Source organism: Nocardia sp. NPDC052112 (assembly GCF_040680135.1).
Classification (GTDB): domain Bacteria; phylum Actinomycetota; class Actinomycetes; order Mycobacteriales; family Mycobacteriaceae; genus Nocardia.
On record NZ_JBFAWD010000007.1, the window covers coordinates 335,519 to 352,290 of the forward strand.

The following is a 16,772-nucleotide window of genomic DNA, read 5'->3' on the forward strand; positions in this document are numbered from 1 at the left end:
TACACTCTTTTACATGACGAGTCCATACATCGAGGACGACTCGGTCGGCGGCGAATCCCTGGTGGCCCGCGCGGTGCGGCGGCGTACGGGGGATCGGTACGCGACCGCGCGGGATGAGGTGCGCCGCCTGCTCGACGCGGGCATGGAGCTGATGCGGGCCGATCCGAACGGGAATCCGCGAATCGTCGAGATCGTGCGCCGGGCAAGGGTTTCCAACGACGCCTTCTACCGGGCGTTCCGGAGCAAGGACGATCTCATGGCAGCGATCGCCGACGACGGGGCCAGGCGGTTGCTCGGCCGTATCCGTCGCCGCTGCGCGCGGCACACCGACCCGGTCGACCAGGTCAGGGCCTGTATTCAGGTGGTTTTCAAGCAGGCGGCCGATCCCGAGGTGGCCGCGACGACCCGCGCAGTGCTGCGGAATACCTCCCGTGACGGCCGGTCGGCCTTCGGGGGTGTCGAGTTGCGCCGCCGGATCGCCGAACTGCTCGCGGTGCCGCTCGGTGCGGGTGGGAGCGCGGATCCGGACCGTGACGCCCTGGTCGCCGCCTGTGCGATCTTCGCCGTCATGGAGCAGTTCCTGTGGACCGAACAGGTGCCGACGGCCGCGGATGTCGAGCATCTCGTGGCCTGGATCGTGGCACCGAAACCAGGGGTGACCGATGCGGTCTGACCCTGCACAACCTTGTGGTGTCCATTGAATAGCGGATACTCTTCTTCAACTATCGACGCTAAGAGGAGCTGGTTCGATGCACAAACCGATGCAGGGCGTACGCGTACTCGAGGTCGCGCAATTCACCTTCGTGCCGGCGGCGGGTGCGGTGCTCGCAGACTGGGGCGCCGACGTGATCAAGATCGAGCACGCGGAGCGCGGTGATGCCCAGCGCGGACTGGTCCGGGTGCTCGGCTACGAGGCGAACAGTGCCGGGTCGTCGTTCTTCCCGATCATGGAGGGACCGAACCGAGGCAAACGCAGCGTCGGTCTCGCCCTGGAGAAGCCGGCCGCGCGCCGGGTGTTGGAGGAGTTGATCCGCAGCAGCGACGTATTCCTCACGAACTTCCTGCCGGAGGCGCGAGCGAAATTGCGGATCGATCTCGAGGACGTGCGCGCGATCAATCCGGACATCATCTACGTGCGGGGCAGCGGCTTCGGTGTGCGCGGCGCGGAGGCGACCAAGGGTGGCTACGACAGCACGGCATTCTGGGCGCGCGGCGGCAGCGCGGCCGGGGTGACCCCGCCCGGCGCCGACCGGATGACCCGGATGCCCGCGGGCGCCTACGGCGATTCGATCGGTGGCATGACCATTGCCGGCGGTATAGCGGCTGCGCTCTACTCGCGAAAAATGACGGGGGAGCCGTCGGTGGTGGACGTCTCGCTGCTCGGCGTCGGCGCCTGGGCCACGCAGTTCACGGTCAATCTCGCATTGATGAACGGCGGTCCGCTGCCGGTGAATCCGCCGCCGCGGCACGGTTCGGCCGCGAATCCGCTCATCGGGGCGTACCGCACCTCGGACCAGCGGTGGCTCGAATTGTCGATGCTGCAGCCCGGCCGCTACTGGCCCGAGTTCTGCCGGCTGGCCGGTCGCGAGGAATTGGCCGTCGACGAGCGCTTCGACAACACCGAGAAGCTGATGGCCAATGCGGGGCAGGCCGCCGAACTCGTCGCCGAGATCATCGCGGCGCGTCCGTTCGCCGAGTGGGTCGAGATCCTCGGCGGCGGCGAGGGACAGTGGGCGGCAGTGCAGAACGCGTGGGAGGTCGGTCAGGATCCATCGCTGCGTGCCAACGATCTGATCGCCTCGGTCGTCGATGCCGATGGGGTCGACCGTGAACTGGTCGCCAACCCGGTCCAGTTCGACGAGACGCCGGTAACTCTTACACGGGCACCGCAATTCGCCGAACACACCGACGAGGTCCTGCTCGAGATCGGTCTCACCGAGGAGGAGCTGATCGCGCTGAAGATCGACGGCGCGGTCACCTAGTCGCTTCCGCATCGCAGGCATGCGGAAGGAAAGTGTCCTCTTTCAAGCTGAACGTCCATCCCATGGGATTCCCACCTACTCGTATCGGCCATCAAATAGGCTGCTAATTGTGAGTTTTTCCAGAGATTGACGAGCAAGGCTTCGTCGAAGCGAAGGCAAAAGAGGTTACGAAATAAGGACTAGCCGGTATATTGGACCAGCACGACGAGTCGAGGCATGCCAGGTCATGGCATGCGCATGACGTACTACGAGGCTGCGACGCGGCACGGGTGCGGCCGCAACGCCCACCGGCCCGCGGAGGCGCGAATACAGCGCCCGGCGCGACGGCCTTCCAGAGAGGATCAGCGATGAGCATTGCGCTCGAGCCCGAGGGCACCTATGAAGGTGTCCCCGCGTATCACTTCGACAACCGGCTCGGCGGTCCGGTCCTGAGTCATCAGCAGCGATGGGATGAAATCGCCCGCACCCATTCCGGATTCCGCAGCACCATCGCGCGCGGGTACTGGGTCGTCACGGACGGCCGGGCGGTGCAGGAGGCGCTGCAGGACTGGCGAACCTTCTCGAATACCTCGGTGACCGCGCTCGAGCCGAATCCCCGTTTCCTGTGGATTCCGGAGATGCTCGATCCGCCCGTGCACACGAAATGGCGGCGACTGCTCGGCAACGACTTCTCCCCGAAGACCATCGCCGCTCGTGAGGAGGAGATCCGACAGGTCGCGATCGAGCTGATCGATCAGCTGAAGGACAGCGGCAGTGCCGATGTCCTGGACGAATTCGCCCGCCGGTTCCCGACCATCATCTTCATGCGGCTGGTCGGCCTGCCCGAGGCGGATCTGCCCATCTTCCTGGACTGGGTGCACGACATGCTGCACCTGCCCTACGACGAGGATCCGGAGGGAACCCGACAGCTTGCCGCGATGCGGGCCGTGTCGGACTACTTCGACGAGCAGATCGCACTGCGGCGCGCGGACCCGCGCGACGATCTGCTCTCGCGTGCACTGGATTACGAGATCGATGGCGAGCCGATCAGCGATGCGGATATGCACGCATTCTGCATTCTGCTGTTCCAGGCGGGCTTCGATACGGTACCGATCTCCATCGGCTGGGCCCTCTATCACTTCGCGACCCATCCGGAGCAGCGCGAAGCGATTATTGCCGACCCGTCGCTGATCGCGACGAGCGTCGAGGAGATCCTGCGCGTCTACTCGTTCGTGGTGCCCGCGCGGAAAGCTGTGCAGGACACCGAGATCGGCGGCTGCCCCGTCAAGGCGGGCGAGATGGTGATGCTGCCGTTGGCGGTCACGAATCGCGATCCCGAGCGGTTCGAGAATCCGCTGGAGGTGGATCTGCATCGCACCGCGACCAACCACATCGCCTTCGGCTCGGGTCCGCACCGTTGCCTCGGCTCGCATCTGGCGCGCTTGGAGCTGAATGTCGCGGTCGAGGAGTGGCACAAGCGGATTCTGGAGTATCGGATCGTGGCCGGACAGGATCTGTCGCAGCACGGCAACATGTACGGCATCCAATCGCTGCGATTGGAGTGGTGACCGCCATGACGATTTCCCCTGTGACACAAATACTCCGCGCCGCGGATCTCTATCACACCGGGATCGTGGTGCCGGACATCGAGGAATGGAAAGTGCGGATGACCGCGCTCGCGGGCTACCGGTGGACCGCGACCCAGACCGCCGAAGTGCCGGTCCGGCTGGCCGACTGCGAGCGGGTGATGCAGCTGAGTTTCACATATTCGCTCGACGCCCCGCACATCGAACTGGTGCAGGAGATTCCGGGAACACCGTGGACAGCTGCGCCGCCGCACGTCGCGACGCACCATCTCGGTTACTTCTGCGATGACGTCGCGACCACATCGAAGCGGTTGGCGGCGGCGGGTTTCGCCTTCGAGGCCTGCGCGGTGGTCGACGGCCAGCCGTCGATCTTCGCCTATCACCTGTCGCCTTCGGGTGTGCGGCTCGAGATCGTCGATCGGTCGCGGATGCCGGATTTCGACGTCTACCTGCGCTCGAAGTTGCCGCGGTGATGGCCTTTTCATTTACGGCGGAGCAGGAAGAACTCCGCGCCACCGTACGCCGTTTCTTGGCGGACAAATCGCCGAGCGCGGCGGTGCGGCACTGGATGGAAACCGACCCGGGCCACGATCCTGCGGTGTGGCAGCAGATGGCCGAGCAACTCGGCCTGCACGGCCTGGCACTGCCGCAGGAGTACGGCGGTTCCGGCGGCGGACCGGTCGAGCTGGGCATCGTGCTCGAGGAGATGGGGCGGGCGTTGCTGCCGTCGCCGTATTTCGCGACGGTCGCACTCGCCGGTCAGGCGCTCGCCACTTGCGGTGACGAGGCGGCCGAGGCGCGCTGGCTGCCCGCGCTCGCGGACGGGTCGCTGACCGCGACACTTGCGCTGGCCGAGGAGAGCGGCTCGTGGCGGCTCGCGGACGTCACCACTGTGGCGACGCGGGCGGGCGAGGCATGGACCCTGTCCGGTACCAAAATGTTCGTCGTCGACGGCGACACCGCAGACCTGCTGCTGGTGGCGGCGAACGGCGAGTCCGGGATCGGACTGTTCGCCGTGGACGGAACTGCGGCCGGGGTGACCAGAACCCGGTTGGAGACACTCGATCCGACCCGCCGGCTGGCCAGAATCGACCTGAACGACGCTGTGGCGCAACGGATCAGCCCACCGACCGATGCGTCGGCGTACCTGCAGGGCGTGCTCGATCTCGCGGTCGTGGGGCTGGCCGCCGAGCAGGTCGGTGTGGCACAGGCATGTCTGGACGCCGCGGTCGAATACGCCAAAATCCGGGTTCAGTTCGACCGGCCGATCGGCTCGTTCCAGGCCGTCAAACACAAGTGCGCGGACATGCTGCTCGAGGTCGAGGCCGCCCGCTCGGCCGCCTACCATGCCGCGACCGTCGCGTCCGCCGGTTCGACCGAACTGTCGACGGCCGCGGCATTGGCAGCGGCCTACTGCTCGCAGGTCGGCACCCATGCGGCCAAGGAGAACATCCAGATCCACGGCGGCATCGGATACACCTGGGAGCATGACGCGCACCTGTATCTGAAGCGGGCGAAGTCGTCCGAGCAACTGTTCGGCGGCCCGGCTTTGCATCGGGCGCGGCTGGCCGACCTCGTCGGAATCTGAGCGGTCCGGGTCGGAGATGTCGACGGCGTTCGTCCGGCCCGGAATCCGCACTGTGCCAAGTCTTCTCGTGGCGACTCGCAGGCAAGCATCGGCGCGATGATCGGTCGCGCGCCATATCGGTGCCCTGAAATAGATCGCTGAACGATAGCGCGTTGGTGTATCGCATCAGTTCGCCGCCATTCGACCCGGTGTTGCTGTTGACTGAACAATGCTCGAATCATGTGGCAGGGGGGAATTCTGGAGCCGACATCTGCATGTTCACGGCACGGATGTGATCTATCAGGCTCCCCGGTTGTCTGTTCGGTCCAATAAATCAGTGTACTCTTATCTCGACGGTGAGCTCGTGGGCTCGATCTCCGCGCACACGGAGTGGTCCGAGCAACGCACCCGATGCGGCGTTATCGCACGGAGTCGAACACCATGACCAACGTTCTCGCCGAGCAGGTGCTCGGCCTTCCGAAAGGCTGATCACATGGGAATTCGCGACCGACTGTCCCTGTTGCTCGCCGAGGCGCCTGCCGATGCCGAGGCCATCGAGTACGAGGAGCGCTGGTGGACCTGGGGCATGGTCCAGGAGACGGCGCGGGCTGTGAACGGTGCGCTCGATGCCGCGGGCTTGCGTGCCGACGCCCGCGTGGGCGTGGTGCTGGAGAACCGGCCCGAACACGTCGCGGTGGTCGCCGCCGTGATCGCCTCCGGGCGGTGTGTGGTGATGCTCAGTCCGCTGCAGCCCGCAGCCCGACTCGCGGCCGATATCGCCCGCTGTGAGCTCCCCGTCGTTATCGCCGGGGCAGAGGCGCTGGCCCGTGCGGGCGTACTCGCCGGGGTGACCGCGCACGGTCTCGCCGTGGAACTCGGCACCGACGGTGCGCTGCGTCCGGCGGGTGGTACCGCCGCCTCCGACGCACCGACCAATCCGGGAGTCGCCGTCGAAATGCTCACCTCCGGCACGACCGGTCCGCCGAAGCGGGTGCACCTACGGGTCGGACAACTCGCCCAGGCGCTCGCCTCGGGCGGGCAGACCCCGAAGCCGGGTCGGTTGCTGACGCGGTCCGCGGCACTCGTATCCGCACCGTTGGTGCATATCGGCGGGCTCTGGCGGGCGCTGGCCTGTCTGGCCACCGGGCGTCGCATGATCCTCATGCCCAAATTCGCGCTGGAGCCGTGGCTGCGCGCGGTGGAACGCCACGAACTGCGAGCGGTGAGCTTGGTGCCCGCGGCCCTGCGTACCGTGCTCGAGGCGGATGTGCCGAAGCAGCGGTTGGCGAGCCTGCAGGTGGTCACCTCCGGCACCGCACCCTGCCCGCCCGAACTCGCCGACGCGTTCTTTCAGAAATACGGTCTGCGCGTCCTGATGACCTATGGCGCAACCGAATTCGCCGGTGCGGTCGCCGGGTGGACGTTGCCGATGCACGAGCAGTGGTGGGATCGCAAGGTCGGCAGTACCGGGCGGGCCCTGGACGGCGTCGAGCTCCGGGTGACCGACGAGAACGGCGCCGAACTGCCGACCGGGAAGAGCGGACGGCTCGAGGTCCGCACCGAGCAGACCGCGCAGGGCGGCACGGTGTGGGTTCGCACCAGTGATCTGGCTCGGATCGACGAGGACGGCTTCCTGTGGATCGAGGGTCGCGCCGATGACGCCATCATCCGCGGCGGCTTCAAGGTGCAGCCGGAGACGGTCCAACGTGTGCTGGAAGCGCACGACGCGGTGCGGGAGGCGGCGGTGGCCGGACTGCCGGACGCGCGGCTCGGCGCGGTGCCGGTGGCGGCTGTCGAAATCGAACCCGGACGTACGCCGCCCGCGGTTGCCGAACTCGTCGCGCTCTGCCGTACTCAGCTGATGCCCTACGAGGTGCCCGCGCACATCGTCGTGGTCGACGCATTGCCGCGGACACCGTCGAGCAAGGTGAGCCGCGTGGAGCTACTGGACATCGTGCGAGCCCGACTCGCCGAACGCACAACGGCCTGACCGCAACGATCGAGGAGGATCTGTGACGAGCACCGAGGACAAGCCCGCCGAACAATTCGGTGTGCTGACCGACCAGGCGATCGAGCGGTCCCGCCGCCGTCTCGGCATACCGAATCCGCAGCGCAATCCGCCGCACAACTACGAGGTGACCTGGGATGGCGTGCGCCACTTCGCATTCGGCTACGGCGACGACAACCCGCTGTATTGCGATCCGGACTACGCGGCGCAGACCCGCTGGGGTTCCCTGATCGCGCCGCCGACCTTCCTCTACACGATGGGCGAGGATGCCGCACCGAAGCCCGACGCCGAAACCAAGGCACTGCTGAAAGGCGACCCCTTCGCCGGGCTCGGCTCCTATCAGGCGGTAATGGAATTCGAGTGGTGGCAGCCCCTGCGCCTCGGTGACCGCAGCCGGGTGCTGCAGACTCAGGTCGGCGTCCAGCCCAAGCGCAGCAGTTTCGGTGGCCGCACCGCGCACGTCACCCAGGATTACCTGTACACCAACGGATCCGGCGAGATGCACGCCGTGCGGCGTGGCACCTGGATCAATGCCGAGCGGCACACCTCTAGTAGGCGTGCCAAAGAGAAACTGGAGCAAACCCCTTATACGCCAGCACAACTCGCCGAGATCGACGCGGCGTACGTGGCCGAGACCAGGCGCGGCGCCGAACCGCGGTGCTGGGAGGACGTGGCGGTCGGCGAGGTGGTGCCGCCCAAGGTGAAAGGACCGCTGACCACCACCGATGTGGTCGTCTGGCATCTTGGTTGGGGTATGCAGCTCACTCCGCCAGGGGCATTCAAGATCGCCGCGAATATCCGGCGCAAGGCCCCGGGCCTGTACCCGGCCAACGGGTTGAACATTCCGGATACCGTGCAGCGCCTGCACTGGGAACCCGCGCGGGCGCAGGAACTCGGGCTACCGAACTCCTACGACTACGGCGGCATGCGCGAGACCTGGCTGTGTCATCTGCTCACCGACTGGGTCGGCGACGACGGCTGGTTGTGGAAACTGCGCTGCGAGCACCGCAAATTCAATTACATCGGCGACACCACCTGGGTGCGCGGCACGGTCGTCGACAAGCGACAGGTGGACGGGCGCAACGAGATTCACCTCGAGGTGCGCTGCGAGAACCAGCGGGGTGAGATCACCACACCCGGTACCGCCGTCGTGCTGTTGCCGACACGGGACCGCGCCGTCGAACTGCCCGCGCCACCCGCCCCGGATCTGGACGGCATGGTGGCCCACGAACTGGCCCGGTTCAGCGTCAGCGGTTGATCCGGACCCGGCGGCCGGGACGCGGACAATGGAGCGGACGGCGTCCCGGTCGTCGAAACTTCAGTGGTGCTGCGGAATTCGGTCCGCCTGGCGGTTCAGTGCCACCAAGGAGCTAGTGCGTCGAGGTGGCGGCGCATGCGGTGCCGGGCGATTCCGGCATCGCCCTGGACGATCGCGTCGAGGATGAGCTGGTGCACGTGCTCGACCTCCTCGGCGGCGGTGTCACCGGGCAGCGGCTGATCGTGTCCGGCCGCGTGGCGGCGGAACAGTTCGGTGATGATCGACAGGAACAGCGAAAGCACCGGATTGCCGGCCAGATCGGCCAATTCGGTGTGGAAGAGGTCGGCCTTGCGCGGGTCGTCGGCCGGCCCCTCGGTCGGCCATCGGACCGCCGCCGCGAGGCGTTGCGCCACTTCGTTATCGCCGTCGGCGTAGCGGGCGGTCACCCGGGCGACGATGCCGAGTTCGATGGCATTGCGGACGATTCGCAGATCGTCGGCGGTGACGCCCTCGTATTCGAGGAATAGCGCCATCGTGTCGATGCTGGCCTGCGGTTCGGGTTCGGTGACGACCAGTCCACCGCCCGGTCCGCGGCGCATCTGCGCGACCGCGTGGTATTCGAGCAGGCGGACGGCCTCGCGCAGCACCGCCCGGCTGATCCCGTAGCGGGCGAGCATATCGGTTTCCGAGCCGAGCACCATGCCGACCTGCCAGCCGCGTGCGGCGATATCGTCGTGGATCCTGGCGGCGACCACTTCGGCCAGCTTTGCCCGCGGCCCCTCGACCATCTCGGGCTCGATCACGTTGCCCGCGACCCGCGGTCCGCGGCGCACCCGATGCTTCTCGATCCAGGCTGCCACCGACTCCAGATGTGCGGTCAGATCCGTCTGGGCCCGCGCGCCGTCGCCATCGATGACGGCATCGATAATGGCCCGATGTTCGATGTGCGAGGTCTCTTTGGAGCTCAGAATCTCGGCCTTCGAGAGTCGGCGCGAGGTGTGCGCGTATCGAGCGGTCAGGCGGGTCAGCACATCGATGAACAAGTGCAGCACCGGATTTCCGGATAACTCGCCGAGCATCGGATGCAGCGGATCCTGCGACTGAACCTCGGTCGCGTCGGCATGCCGGGACTCGTATTCGAGGGCGGTGCGCAGGGTGTCGATACCCTCCTCGGTGATCCGGTCCGCCGCCAGACCCGCGGCGATCGGCTCGAGCAACAACCGGGCCTGGAGCAGGTCCGACACACTGGTGCCGACGTACTCGAGGTAGATCACCATGGCTCGCGTCGCCGGGCCCGCATCGGGAGCGCAGACGAACAGGCCGCCATTGGGACCGCGCCGCATCTTGGCGACCTGGTGATGTTCGACCAGCCGCACCGCCTCGCGCAGCACCGCGCGGCTGACCCCGAAGCGCTCGCGCAGGTCTACCTCGGATCCCAGGGACTCACCGACCGGCCAGCCCCGGCGCATCACATCCGCCTCGATACGATGGGCGATCTGGGCCGCGAGTTTGCCGACCGGTGCGTCGGTCTCGACGGTGGTGAGGTCGGAGTCCTGCTCGCTGTCGGCGGGCTCGACGTCGACGGCAGTCACTATGGGCCAACTCCTCAATGCGGGATTTGCGGATCCTCAGTCTACTGGCCGGTTGGCCACAAGTGCGTGCGACGTGCGGGGGGAAAGTGGTGAGCGATGGGATTAGGGCCACTGTTTGTCACTCACTCACCGGGCGTCAAGCGCCCAGCATCTGCAATCCACCGCTGACCGCGATCAACTGGCCGGTCATATAGCGCGATCCCGGACCGGCCAGGAATACCATGACGGGCCCGAGGTCCGCGTACGGATCACCGAGTTCGCCACGCAGCGGGATGGTCTCCCGCAGGCGTTCGGCGAGCGCGGCCGAACCCGCGGGACCGAGATGCTCCCGAAAGCGTTCGGTGCCGGGTGTCTCGACCGCTGGTGCGAGTGCGTTCACCGTGACGTCGAACCTTCCCCACGCCGCGGCCGCGGACCTGGTCCACGCCTGCACACCGGCCTTCGCGGCCGCGTAGTGCGGCGCGAGCGGATTTCCGCGAATCGCCTCGCCCGAACCGAGATTGATGATTCGCCCGCCGGTGTAACGCAGGTGCTCGAACGCCGCCTGATTGGTGAGGATCGTGGTTCGGAGATTGGCGTCGAGGACGAAATCGAACTCCTCGTCGGTCAGCGTCTCCGGCGTGCTCGGCTGCCAGACGCCCGCGGCGTGCAGCAGGATATCGAGTCCGCCGAGGATCGCCGTCGCCGATTCGAAGGCGGCGTCGACGGAAGCGCGGTCGCGCGCATCGCACGACAACCAGTCGCAGCGCCCCTTCAGCTCATCCGGCGGTGGCGTGTGGTGGAAGAGGCCGACGACATCGGCGCCGGCGTCCAGGAATGCGGCGACGGCCGCGGCGCCGACTCCGGTGGCCGCACCCGTCACCACGGCGCGGCGGCCGGTGAGCGGGTGGTCCGCCGATACCTGCTCGGGCTCGAGGGTCGTACTCATCGCAGATCCTTTCATATGATAAGGAGTATACTCTTTTGAGTATTCGATCAAGGCGTATCGCGGCTATTGTCGCGAATCCTTGGTTTAACACTGGGTTAGAGTGGCCCCATCGCGAGGTCGTGGTGCCCGACGATGAGGAGTAGATAGCGATGCAGCTGGAGTCCACGCCGGAACTCGAAGCGTTCCGGAAGAAGGTTCGGGCATTCGTCGCCGACTACGCGCCGGGAATCAAGACCCGCACCGGCGTGCGCGCGCCCGAGCCCGAACTCATGCCCGCGATCCGCGAGTGGACCGCGAAGCTGTTCGACGCGGGCTTCCTCGGCATCAACTGGCCCGCCGAATACGGTGGTCGGCCCGACGCGCATCCGCTCGAACCGTTCATCGTCGTCGAAGAGATCACCCGAGCCCGCACCTGGCAGCCCATCGGTGCGGCCGCGCTCGCCGCGGCCGCGGTGATCGAGTTCGGCACCGAGGCGCAGAAGGCACGGTTCTTGCCTCGCATCCGGACCTGCGAAGACGTGTGGTGCCAGCTGTTCAGTGAGCCGGGTGCGGGCAGCGACCTGGCGGCATTGCAGACGCGGGCGCGGCTCGAGGGCGAAGGTGATGACGCGGTATTCGTCATCGACGGCCAGAAGGTCTGGACCACCAACGGGCAGCACGCCGATATGGGATATCTGCTCGCACGCACCGACCGCGATGCGCCGAAACACAAGGGCATCACGGCATTTGCACTGGATATGCGCAGTCCGGGCGTCGATATCCGGCCGCTGCGCGAGATCACCGGGACCACGGACTTCAACGAGGTATTCCTCGACGGTGTCCGGATTCCGGGCGCGAATGTGATCGGTCGGGTGGACGACGGCTGGCGGGTGGCGATGAGCAGCCTCGGACACGAGCGCTCCGGCGTGGCCGCGCGCGGGGTGGAGTTGTTCGCCGCGCTCGACGACCTGTTGCGGCTGGCCGGTGCGACATCGGTCGGCGGCAGGCCCGCATTGGAGGATTCCGCCACGCGGCAGGTGATCGGTGAGCTCGCCACGCGGGTGTATGTCAACGCGGCAATGGTCGGCCTCGCCCAGTCTCGAATGCTGCACCACACCGAACAGCCCGCCGACGCGCCGATCGGGAAGATCTTTTTCAGCGAACTCAATTACGACCTGGTCGAATTCGGGATGCGGCTGCAGGGCACGGACGGGCTGCTGACCGAGGCCGACCAGGATGCGGTGGCGGCGGGCTGGTGGCAGGATGCGCATCTGTATTCGCGTGCCTACACGATCGCCGGTGGTGCGAACGAGATCCTGCGAACCCAGGTCGCGGAGCGGGGGCTCGGACTACCTCGGGAATCCCGGTGACAACCGACAAAATCCGGACGCTGATTTCGGAGATCGAGCGCGGCGCGGCCGAGCACGGGGGAGTGCCGGTGGTTTTCGCTGGAGCTGAGCAGACGGTTTCGGCGACGCTCGGTGAGTTGAGCGCTACGGCGAGCGGGTCTGCGCCGTGGTCGCGCTACGCGCGGATTGCGCGCTGGATCTCGACGAAATCGGAAGGCGCTTCGCCCGAACCGGTTCGGCACGGCAGAAGACGCCCGAGCGGCTCGGCATTGTCGACGAACTGCCCCGAACAGCTGCGGGCAAGGTGCAGAAGTTCGTGCTGCGCGAGCGGATGCGCGGCTAACGGTATCCGCGGATCCGCTCGCGATCAGCTGGTGGCGTCAGAACGAGTATGGGCCGAACCGGCCCCACGCGATCACGGCGGCAAGTACGAACAGCACCACGCTTGGCGCGATTTCGGCCCATTCGCTGCGGCGCGCGTGCGTCAGGGCGGCGCCGATCATGATGATCGCGACGCCGACCGCGGCGAGCGGGGTGAGTACCGGGACGATTCCGGTGAGCGCGGGCAGCACGAGACCGAGTCCGCCCACCACCTCGACCGCGCCGATCGCCTTCACCTGCTGGTCGGTGAAGCTTTCGACCCAGGACATTTTGGCGGCGAGTTTTTCGCGCGGCTGGGCGAGTTTCGTGGCGCCGGCGGCCACCAAGACCACGGCCAGCAGGCCCTGGAGGATCCAGAGGAAGACGTTCATCGAGAACTCCTAGTCAATCGCTCGACCGGAGGGCGGTGAGCGGGCAAACACGAACAGAATCAAACCGGACTTTACCCCGCTTTCATTCCCGGCGGTAACTTGGAACTCGTGGAACCGACCGCCCTGCACCTTGGCCTGCCGCGTAACGAACGCGGCGATGCCGCACGTAATCGACGACATCTGCTGGATGTTGCGCGGCAACTGGTCGACGAACTCGGCGTCGAAAAAGTCACCATGGATGGACTGGCCGAACGTGCCGGACTCGGCAAGGGCACGGTATTCCGCCGATTCCGGACCAGGGCGGGCATCTTCCACGCTCTGATGGACGAGGACGAAAAAGCCTTCCAGCAGTCGGTACTGTCGGGCCCACCGCCACTGGGCCCCGGCGCCGACCCGATCCAGCGATTGATCGCCTTCGGCCGAGCTCGCCTGGATTTCCTGTTCGACCACATCGCGATCGCCCGCGCAGCCCTGGACACCAACCAGCCGATCCCCGTCGGTGCGGCCACCATCTCCCAATTCCACATCCGCATGCTGCTGAACCGGGCGCACGTCGATTTCCCCGACACCGACATCCTCGCCGTCCAGCTGACCGCGGCCCTGGAAGCCCCCGTCCTGCTCTACCTGCACACCACGACCGCAGCGGATACCGCTGACGCGCGAGGGCAATTAGCTGATGGTTGGCAGCGCCTGGTCGGACGAATTGCGACGCCGGACCCGATGGGCGCCAAGGTGATTCGATAGCCGACCCGGCTTCGGTCGCTTGACCTGAACTCGCATTCAGGTTTCAGCGTCAGGCGCATGATCAACTCCGAAATTTCCGCGAAGACGATTCTCGTAACCGGCGCCACCGGCAATATCGGTAAGGAATTGCTGACACAACTGGTGGAGCACGGCGACGTCGATGTCCGGGCCGCAACCCGCGACAGGACCGCTGCCGTATTTCCCGCCGGTTTGGAGATGACTGCTATGCCCTTTTCAGCAGCATCGCTCCGGAAGGGACACCGCCGCCTGCGGTTACCACCGCAACTCGCGCGTCATCGACCTGACGCCCGTGGGCAGCCCCGCGCAGTTGCAGCATGGCCTCGCGAACGAAGCCGTAGCCGTGTAGGCGACCCGCCGAGAGTTGTCCGCCGTGGGGGTTGAGGGGGAGGGGGCCGTCGAGAGCGATGGTTTTGCCGCCTGTGATGAAATCTGTTGCCTCGCCGGGGCCGCAGAAGCCGAGGCCTTCGATCCAGGACAGGGCGTTGAAGGTGAAGCCGTCGTAGAGGAGGGCGACGTCTACGTCGGCGGGGGTGAGGTCGGTGCGGGTCCAGAGGTGGGCGGACGGGCCGCGGGACTGCGGGGTGTGGGTCAGGGTGTCCTGGTCCCAGCTGAGCCGTTCCAGGATCGCGGTGCCGACGGCCTCGACCAGCACCGGTGGGTGCGGGCGGTCATCGGCGGTCTCGATGGCCGAGACCACAACCGCGATGGCGCCGTCACACGGGACATCGCAGTCGTAGAGCCCGAAGGGGGTGGTCACCATGCGGGCGTTGAAGTAGTCATCGATGGTGAGCGGGTCGCGGTAGAGGGCCTCCGGGTTGCGGACCGCGCCGGCGCGTGCGGTGACCGCGATGGCACCGAGCGCTTCGCGCCCGACGCCGTAGCGGTGCATGTAGTGCGAGGCATTGCAGCCGATCCACTGCGCGGCCGACATGGCACCGAAGGGGGCCCGGAACTCCATCATTCCGTTCGCGCGGCCACCATCCGGATGCCATTCGCCCGACCGCAGCAGCGCGCTGTGCGACGACTCCCATACCGTGCGGAAGCACAGCACCTGCCGACACAGTCCGGCCGCGACCGCGAGCATGGCGGCGGTGATCGAGCCGATCTGCCCCGGCACCTCGCGCGCACCGTTGACCCAGGTCGGCGTCAGCTGCAGCGCCTCGGTCAGCGCCGTGATGCCGCCCTCGCTCATACCACCGGGGACCGCTCCCGGATAGGTGGACAGCCCGTCGATCTCGCTCAGGTCGAGTCCCGCGTCCGCCACTGCGGCCAGGCAGGCGTCGACGGTCAGCGAGATCGGGTCGACCATGAGCCGTCGGCCCACTCGCGACTGCCCGACCCCGGTGAGTGCGACCTTGTCCTCGTACTTGCGAGGGGAAGCCATGGGTCGCAGCGCATTTCGGACCTCGCGCGGCTCAGGCAGCGGCCCGGGCCCCTCGGATTCCGGGTCCGGCTCGAACAAAGGAAGGTACAGATCATCGACCTGTTCGAAACGCACTCGCACCCGCATCCCGACACGCACCGTGTCCGGCTCACATCCGACGATGTTGGTGGTCAGTCGCGCCCGATCGTCCTCGGCGAGCGCGACCACCGCCACTACGTACGGTAGCGGGAACTTCGGCAACCACGCCTGATGGTTCACGCTGAACCCGACGACTACGGCCTTCCCGGACGTCGGCGCAAGCGACACCGCGCGCCCGCGGCACGACGGGCACACCGGCATCGGCGGATGAAAGAACCGCCCGCAGTCGGCGCAGTGCGAGATCCTGAGTACGCCGTCGGCACCGGATCGCCAGAACTCGGCGCTCGCGAGTGTCGGTTGCGGAAGCGGGCGATCCGGGGCGGACGAAGTCATGATGTGGGATTCCTCGAATTTCAGCGCAGCAGCTCGATAATGGTCGCGTTGGCGGTGCCGCCGCCCTCGCACATGGTCTGTAGTCCGTACTGCAGGTTCTCGCGCCGCAGCTGTGCCAGCAGCCGCGTCATCAGAATGGCACCCGAACCACCGAGCGGGTGGCCGACGCCGATCGCCCCGCCGAGCGGATTGAGCTTTTCGGCATCGGCACCGGTCTCGGCCAGCCAGGCCAGCGGTACCGGCGCGAACGCCTCATTGACCTCGAACGCGCCGATATCGTCGATGGACAGTCCGACCTTGCGCAGCACCTTCTCGGTCGCCGGAATCGGCCCGGTCAGCATCAGGATCGGGTCCGCGCCGCTCACCGCACCGGAGTGATAGCGCGCGATCGGCGTGAGACCGAGTTCGCGTGCCCGTTCGGTGGTCGTGATGAGCAGTGCGGCCGCACCGTCGGCGATCTGGGACGAATTGCCCGCGTGGATCGCGCCGTCGGGCTTGAACGACGGCTTCAGCCCCGCCAGCTTTTCTGCCGTGGTGCCGCGGCGCAGTCCCTCGTCCACGGTGAACTTGGTCCCGTCGACCTCGATCGGCACGATGTGGTCGTCGAAGACGCCTTCATCGATCGCCGCGGCCGCCTTGGCGTGCGAGCTCGCCGCGAACTCGTCGAGCTGGGTGCGGGTGAAGCCCCACCGTTCGACCATCAACTCGGCGCCGATGCCCTGGTTGAAGTCGAAGTTGTCATAGCGGGCCAGCACCGCGGGGCCGTATGGCTGTCCCGTGGTCCGGTGCGAGCCGAGCGGAACGCGGGTCATCGTCTCCACACCGCCGGCGACCACGAGGTCGTATTGTCCGGCCATGACCGCGTGCGCCGCGGAGTCGATGGCCTGCTGGCTGGAGCCGCAGGCCCGGTTGATCGTCACGCCGGGCACATGTTCGGGCCATCCGGCGGCGAGTACGGCGAACCGGCCGATATTGCTCGACTGGTCGCCGATCTGAGTGACACAACCCCACATCACGTCGTCCACGATGGCGGGATCGATCCCGTTGCGCTCCACCAGCGCATTGAGCACCTTCGCGGACAGATCGGCCGCGTGTACCGGCCCGAGCGTGCCGTTGCGCTTACCGATCGGGGTGCGGACCGCATCGACGATGACAGCGTCTCTCATATGACC

The 16,772-nt window shown here is 66.8% G+C and carries 15 protein-coding genes; 10 read left to right on the top strand and 5 right to left on the bottom strand.

The window, feature by feature from the left end:
- The first annotated feature begins 13 nt into the window (after window positions 1-13).
- The 7 genes from AB0L58_RS16675 (at window position 14) to AB0L58_RS16705 (ending at window position 8,380) form a co-directional block, all read left to right on the top strand.
- A complete protein-coding gene (locus AB0L58_RS16675) occupies window positions 14-673 on the top strand; it encodes a TetR/AcrR family transcriptional regulator (RefSeq protein ID WP_364387344.1) in 660 nt (219 codons plus the stop codon).
- Window positions 674-749: 76 nt separating this feature from the next.
- Window positions 750-1,982, top strand: coding sequence for a CoA transferase (locus AB0L58_RS16680; protein ID WP_364387346.1), 1,233 nt, complete (start codon window positions 750-752; stop codon window positions 1,980-1,982).
- Between the two features lie 347 nt (window positions 1,983-2,329).
- Entirely contained in the window at window positions 2,330-3,529 is a 1,200-nt protein-coding gene (locus AB0L58_RS16685; protein WP_364387348.1) for a cytochrome P450, read from the top strand.
- A 20-nt stretch (window positions 3,530-3,549) separates the two neighbouring features.
- Complete coding sequence (locus AB0L58_RS16690) at window positions 3,550-4,020, top strand: VOC family protein (protein WP_364387350.1); 471 nt, start codon at window positions 3,550-3,552, stop codon at window positions 4,018-4,020.
- Window positions 4,020-5,135 (top strand): acyl-CoA dehydrogenase family protein, encoded by a 1,116-nt coding sequence (locus tag AB0L58_RS16695; RefSeq protein WP_364387352.1) that lies wholly within the window; start codon window positions 4,020-4,022, stop codon window positions 5,133-5,135. Before AB0L58_RS16690 ends, AB0L58_RS16695 begins: the two co-directional genes overlap by 1 nt.
- A 472-nt stretch (window positions 5,136-5,607) precedes the next feature.
- Window positions 5,608-7,104: an AMP-binding protein gene (locus tag AB0L58_RS16700; protein WP_364387354.1), complete on the top strand. Its 1,497-nt coding sequence runs from the start codon at window positions 5,608-5,610 to the stop codon at window positions 7,102-7,104.
- Between the two features lie 22 nt (window positions 7,105-7,126).
- Window positions 7,127-8,380 (top strand): MaoC family dehydratase N-terminal domain-containing protein, encoded by a 1,254-nt coding sequence (locus AB0L58_RS16705; protein ID WP_364387356.1) that lies wholly within the window; start codon window positions 7,127-7,129, stop codon window positions 8,378-8,380.
- A gap of 95 nt (window positions 8,381-8,475) precedes the next feature.
- On the opposite strand, the gene AB0L58_RS16710 is transcribed toward AB0L58_RS16705, so the two are convergent.
- Together AB0L58_RS16710 and AB0L58_RS16715 are read right to left on the bottom strand one after the other, a co-directional pair.
- On the bottom strand, window positions 8,476-9,876 hold the full coding sequence (locus tag AB0L58_RS16710; protein ID WP_364387602.1) for an FCD domain-containing protein: 1,401 nt from the start codon (window positions 9,874-9,876) through the stop codon (window positions 8,476-8,478).
- A gap of 232 nt (window positions 9,877-10,108) precedes the next feature.
- Complete coding sequence (locus tag AB0L58_RS16715) at window positions 10,109-10,900, bottom strand: SDR family oxidoreductase (RefSeq protein WP_364387358.1); 792 nt, start codon at window positions 10,898-10,900, stop codon at window positions 10,109-10,111.
- Between the two features lie 149 nt (window positions 10,901-11,049).
- On the opposite strand from AB0L58_RS16715, the gene AB0L58_RS16720 reads away from it, so the two are divergent.
- Together AB0L58_RS16720 and AB0L58_RS16725 are read left to right on the top strand one after the other, a co-directional pair.
- Entirely contained in the window at window positions 11,050-12,249 is a 1,200-nt protein-coding gene (locus AB0L58_RS16720; protein ID WP_364387360.1) for an acyl-CoA dehydrogenase family protein, read from the top strand.
- A 145-nt stretch (window positions 12,250-12,394) separates the two neighbouring features.
- Window positions 12,395-12,571, top strand: coding sequence for a hypothetical protein (locus AB0L58_RS16725; RefSeq protein ID WP_364387362.1), 177 nt, complete (start codon window positions 12,395-12,397; stop codon window positions 12,569-12,571).
- A gap of 37 nt (window positions 12,572-12,608) precedes the next feature.
- On the opposite strand, the gene AB0L58_RS16730 is transcribed toward AB0L58_RS16725, so the two are convergent.
- Entirely contained in the window at window positions 12,609-12,980 is a 372-nt protein-coding gene (locus AB0L58_RS16730; protein WP_364387364.1) for a DoxX family protein, read from the bottom strand.
- A 108-nt stretch (window positions 12,981-13,088) separates the two neighbouring features.
- Between AB0L58_RS16730 and AB0L58_RS16735 the strand changes: the two genes are divergently transcribed.
- Entirely contained in the window at window positions 13,089-13,724 is a 636-nt protein-coding gene (locus AB0L58_RS16735) for a TetR/AcrR family transcriptional regulator (protein WP_364387366.1), read from the top strand.
- A 223-nt stretch (window positions 13,725-13,947) separates the two neighbouring features.
- Here AB0L58_RS16735 and AB0L58_RS16740 read toward each other — a convergent pair whose 3' ends face one another.
- Window positions 13,948-15,600 carry an OB-fold domain-containing protein gene (locus AB0L58_RS16740; RefSeq protein ID WP_364387368.1) on the bottom strand — a complete coding sequence of 551 codons (1,653 nt, stop codon included), beginning with the start codon at window positions 15,598-15,600 and terminating at the stop codon, window positions 13,948-13,950.
- 20 nt (window positions 15,601-15,620) lie between these two features.
- Window positions 15,621-16,766, bottom strand: coding sequence for an acetyl-CoA C-acyltransferase (locus AB0L58_RS16745; RefSeq protein WP_364387370.1), 1,146 nt, complete (start codon window positions 16,764-16,766; stop codon window positions 15,621-15,623).
- Between the last annotated feature and the right edge of the window lie 6 nt (window positions 16,767-16,772).

Coding starts and splice junctions, on each gene's coding strand:
- AB0L58_RS16675 (WP_364387344.1), top strand. CDS start 14: ATGACGAGTCCATACATCGAGGACGACTCGGTCGGCGGCGAATCCCTG.
- AB0L58_RS16700 (WP_364387354.1), top strand. CDS start 5,608: ATGGGAATTCGCGACCGACTGTCCCTGTTGCTCGCCGAGGCGCCTGCC.
- AB0L58_RS16720 (WP_364387360.1), top strand. CDS start 11,050: ATGCAGCTGGAGTCCACGCCGGAACTCGAAGCGTTCCGGAAGAAGGTT.
- AB0L58_RS16730 (WP_364387364.1), bottom strand. CDS start 12,980: ATGAACGTCTTCCTCTGGATCCTCCAGGGCCTGCTGGCCGTGGTCTTG.
- AB0L58_RS16745 (WP_364387370.1), bottom strand. CDS start 16,766: ATGAGAGACGCTGTCATCGTCGATGCGGTCCGCACCCCGATCGGTAAG.
- AB0L58_RS16695 (WP_364387352.1), top strand. CDS start 4,020: ATGGCCTTTTCATTTACGGCGGAGCAGGAAGAACTCCGCGCCACCGTA.
- AB0L58_RS16740 (WP_364387368.1), bottom strand. CDS start 15,600: ATGACTTCGTCCGCCCCGGATCGCCCGCTTCCGCAACCGACACTCGCG.
- AB0L58_RS16715 (WP_364387358.1), bottom strand. CDS start 10,900: ATGAGTACGACCCTCGAGCCCGAGCAGGTATCGGCGGACCACCCGCTC.
- AB0L58_RS16680 (WP_364387346.1), top strand. CDS start 750: ATGCACAAACCGATGCAGGGCGTACGCGTACTCGAGGTCGCGCAATTC.
- AB0L58_RS16685 (WP_364387348.1), top strand. CDS start 2,330: ATGAGCATTGCGCTCGAGCCCGAGGGCACCTATGAAGGTGTCCCCGCG.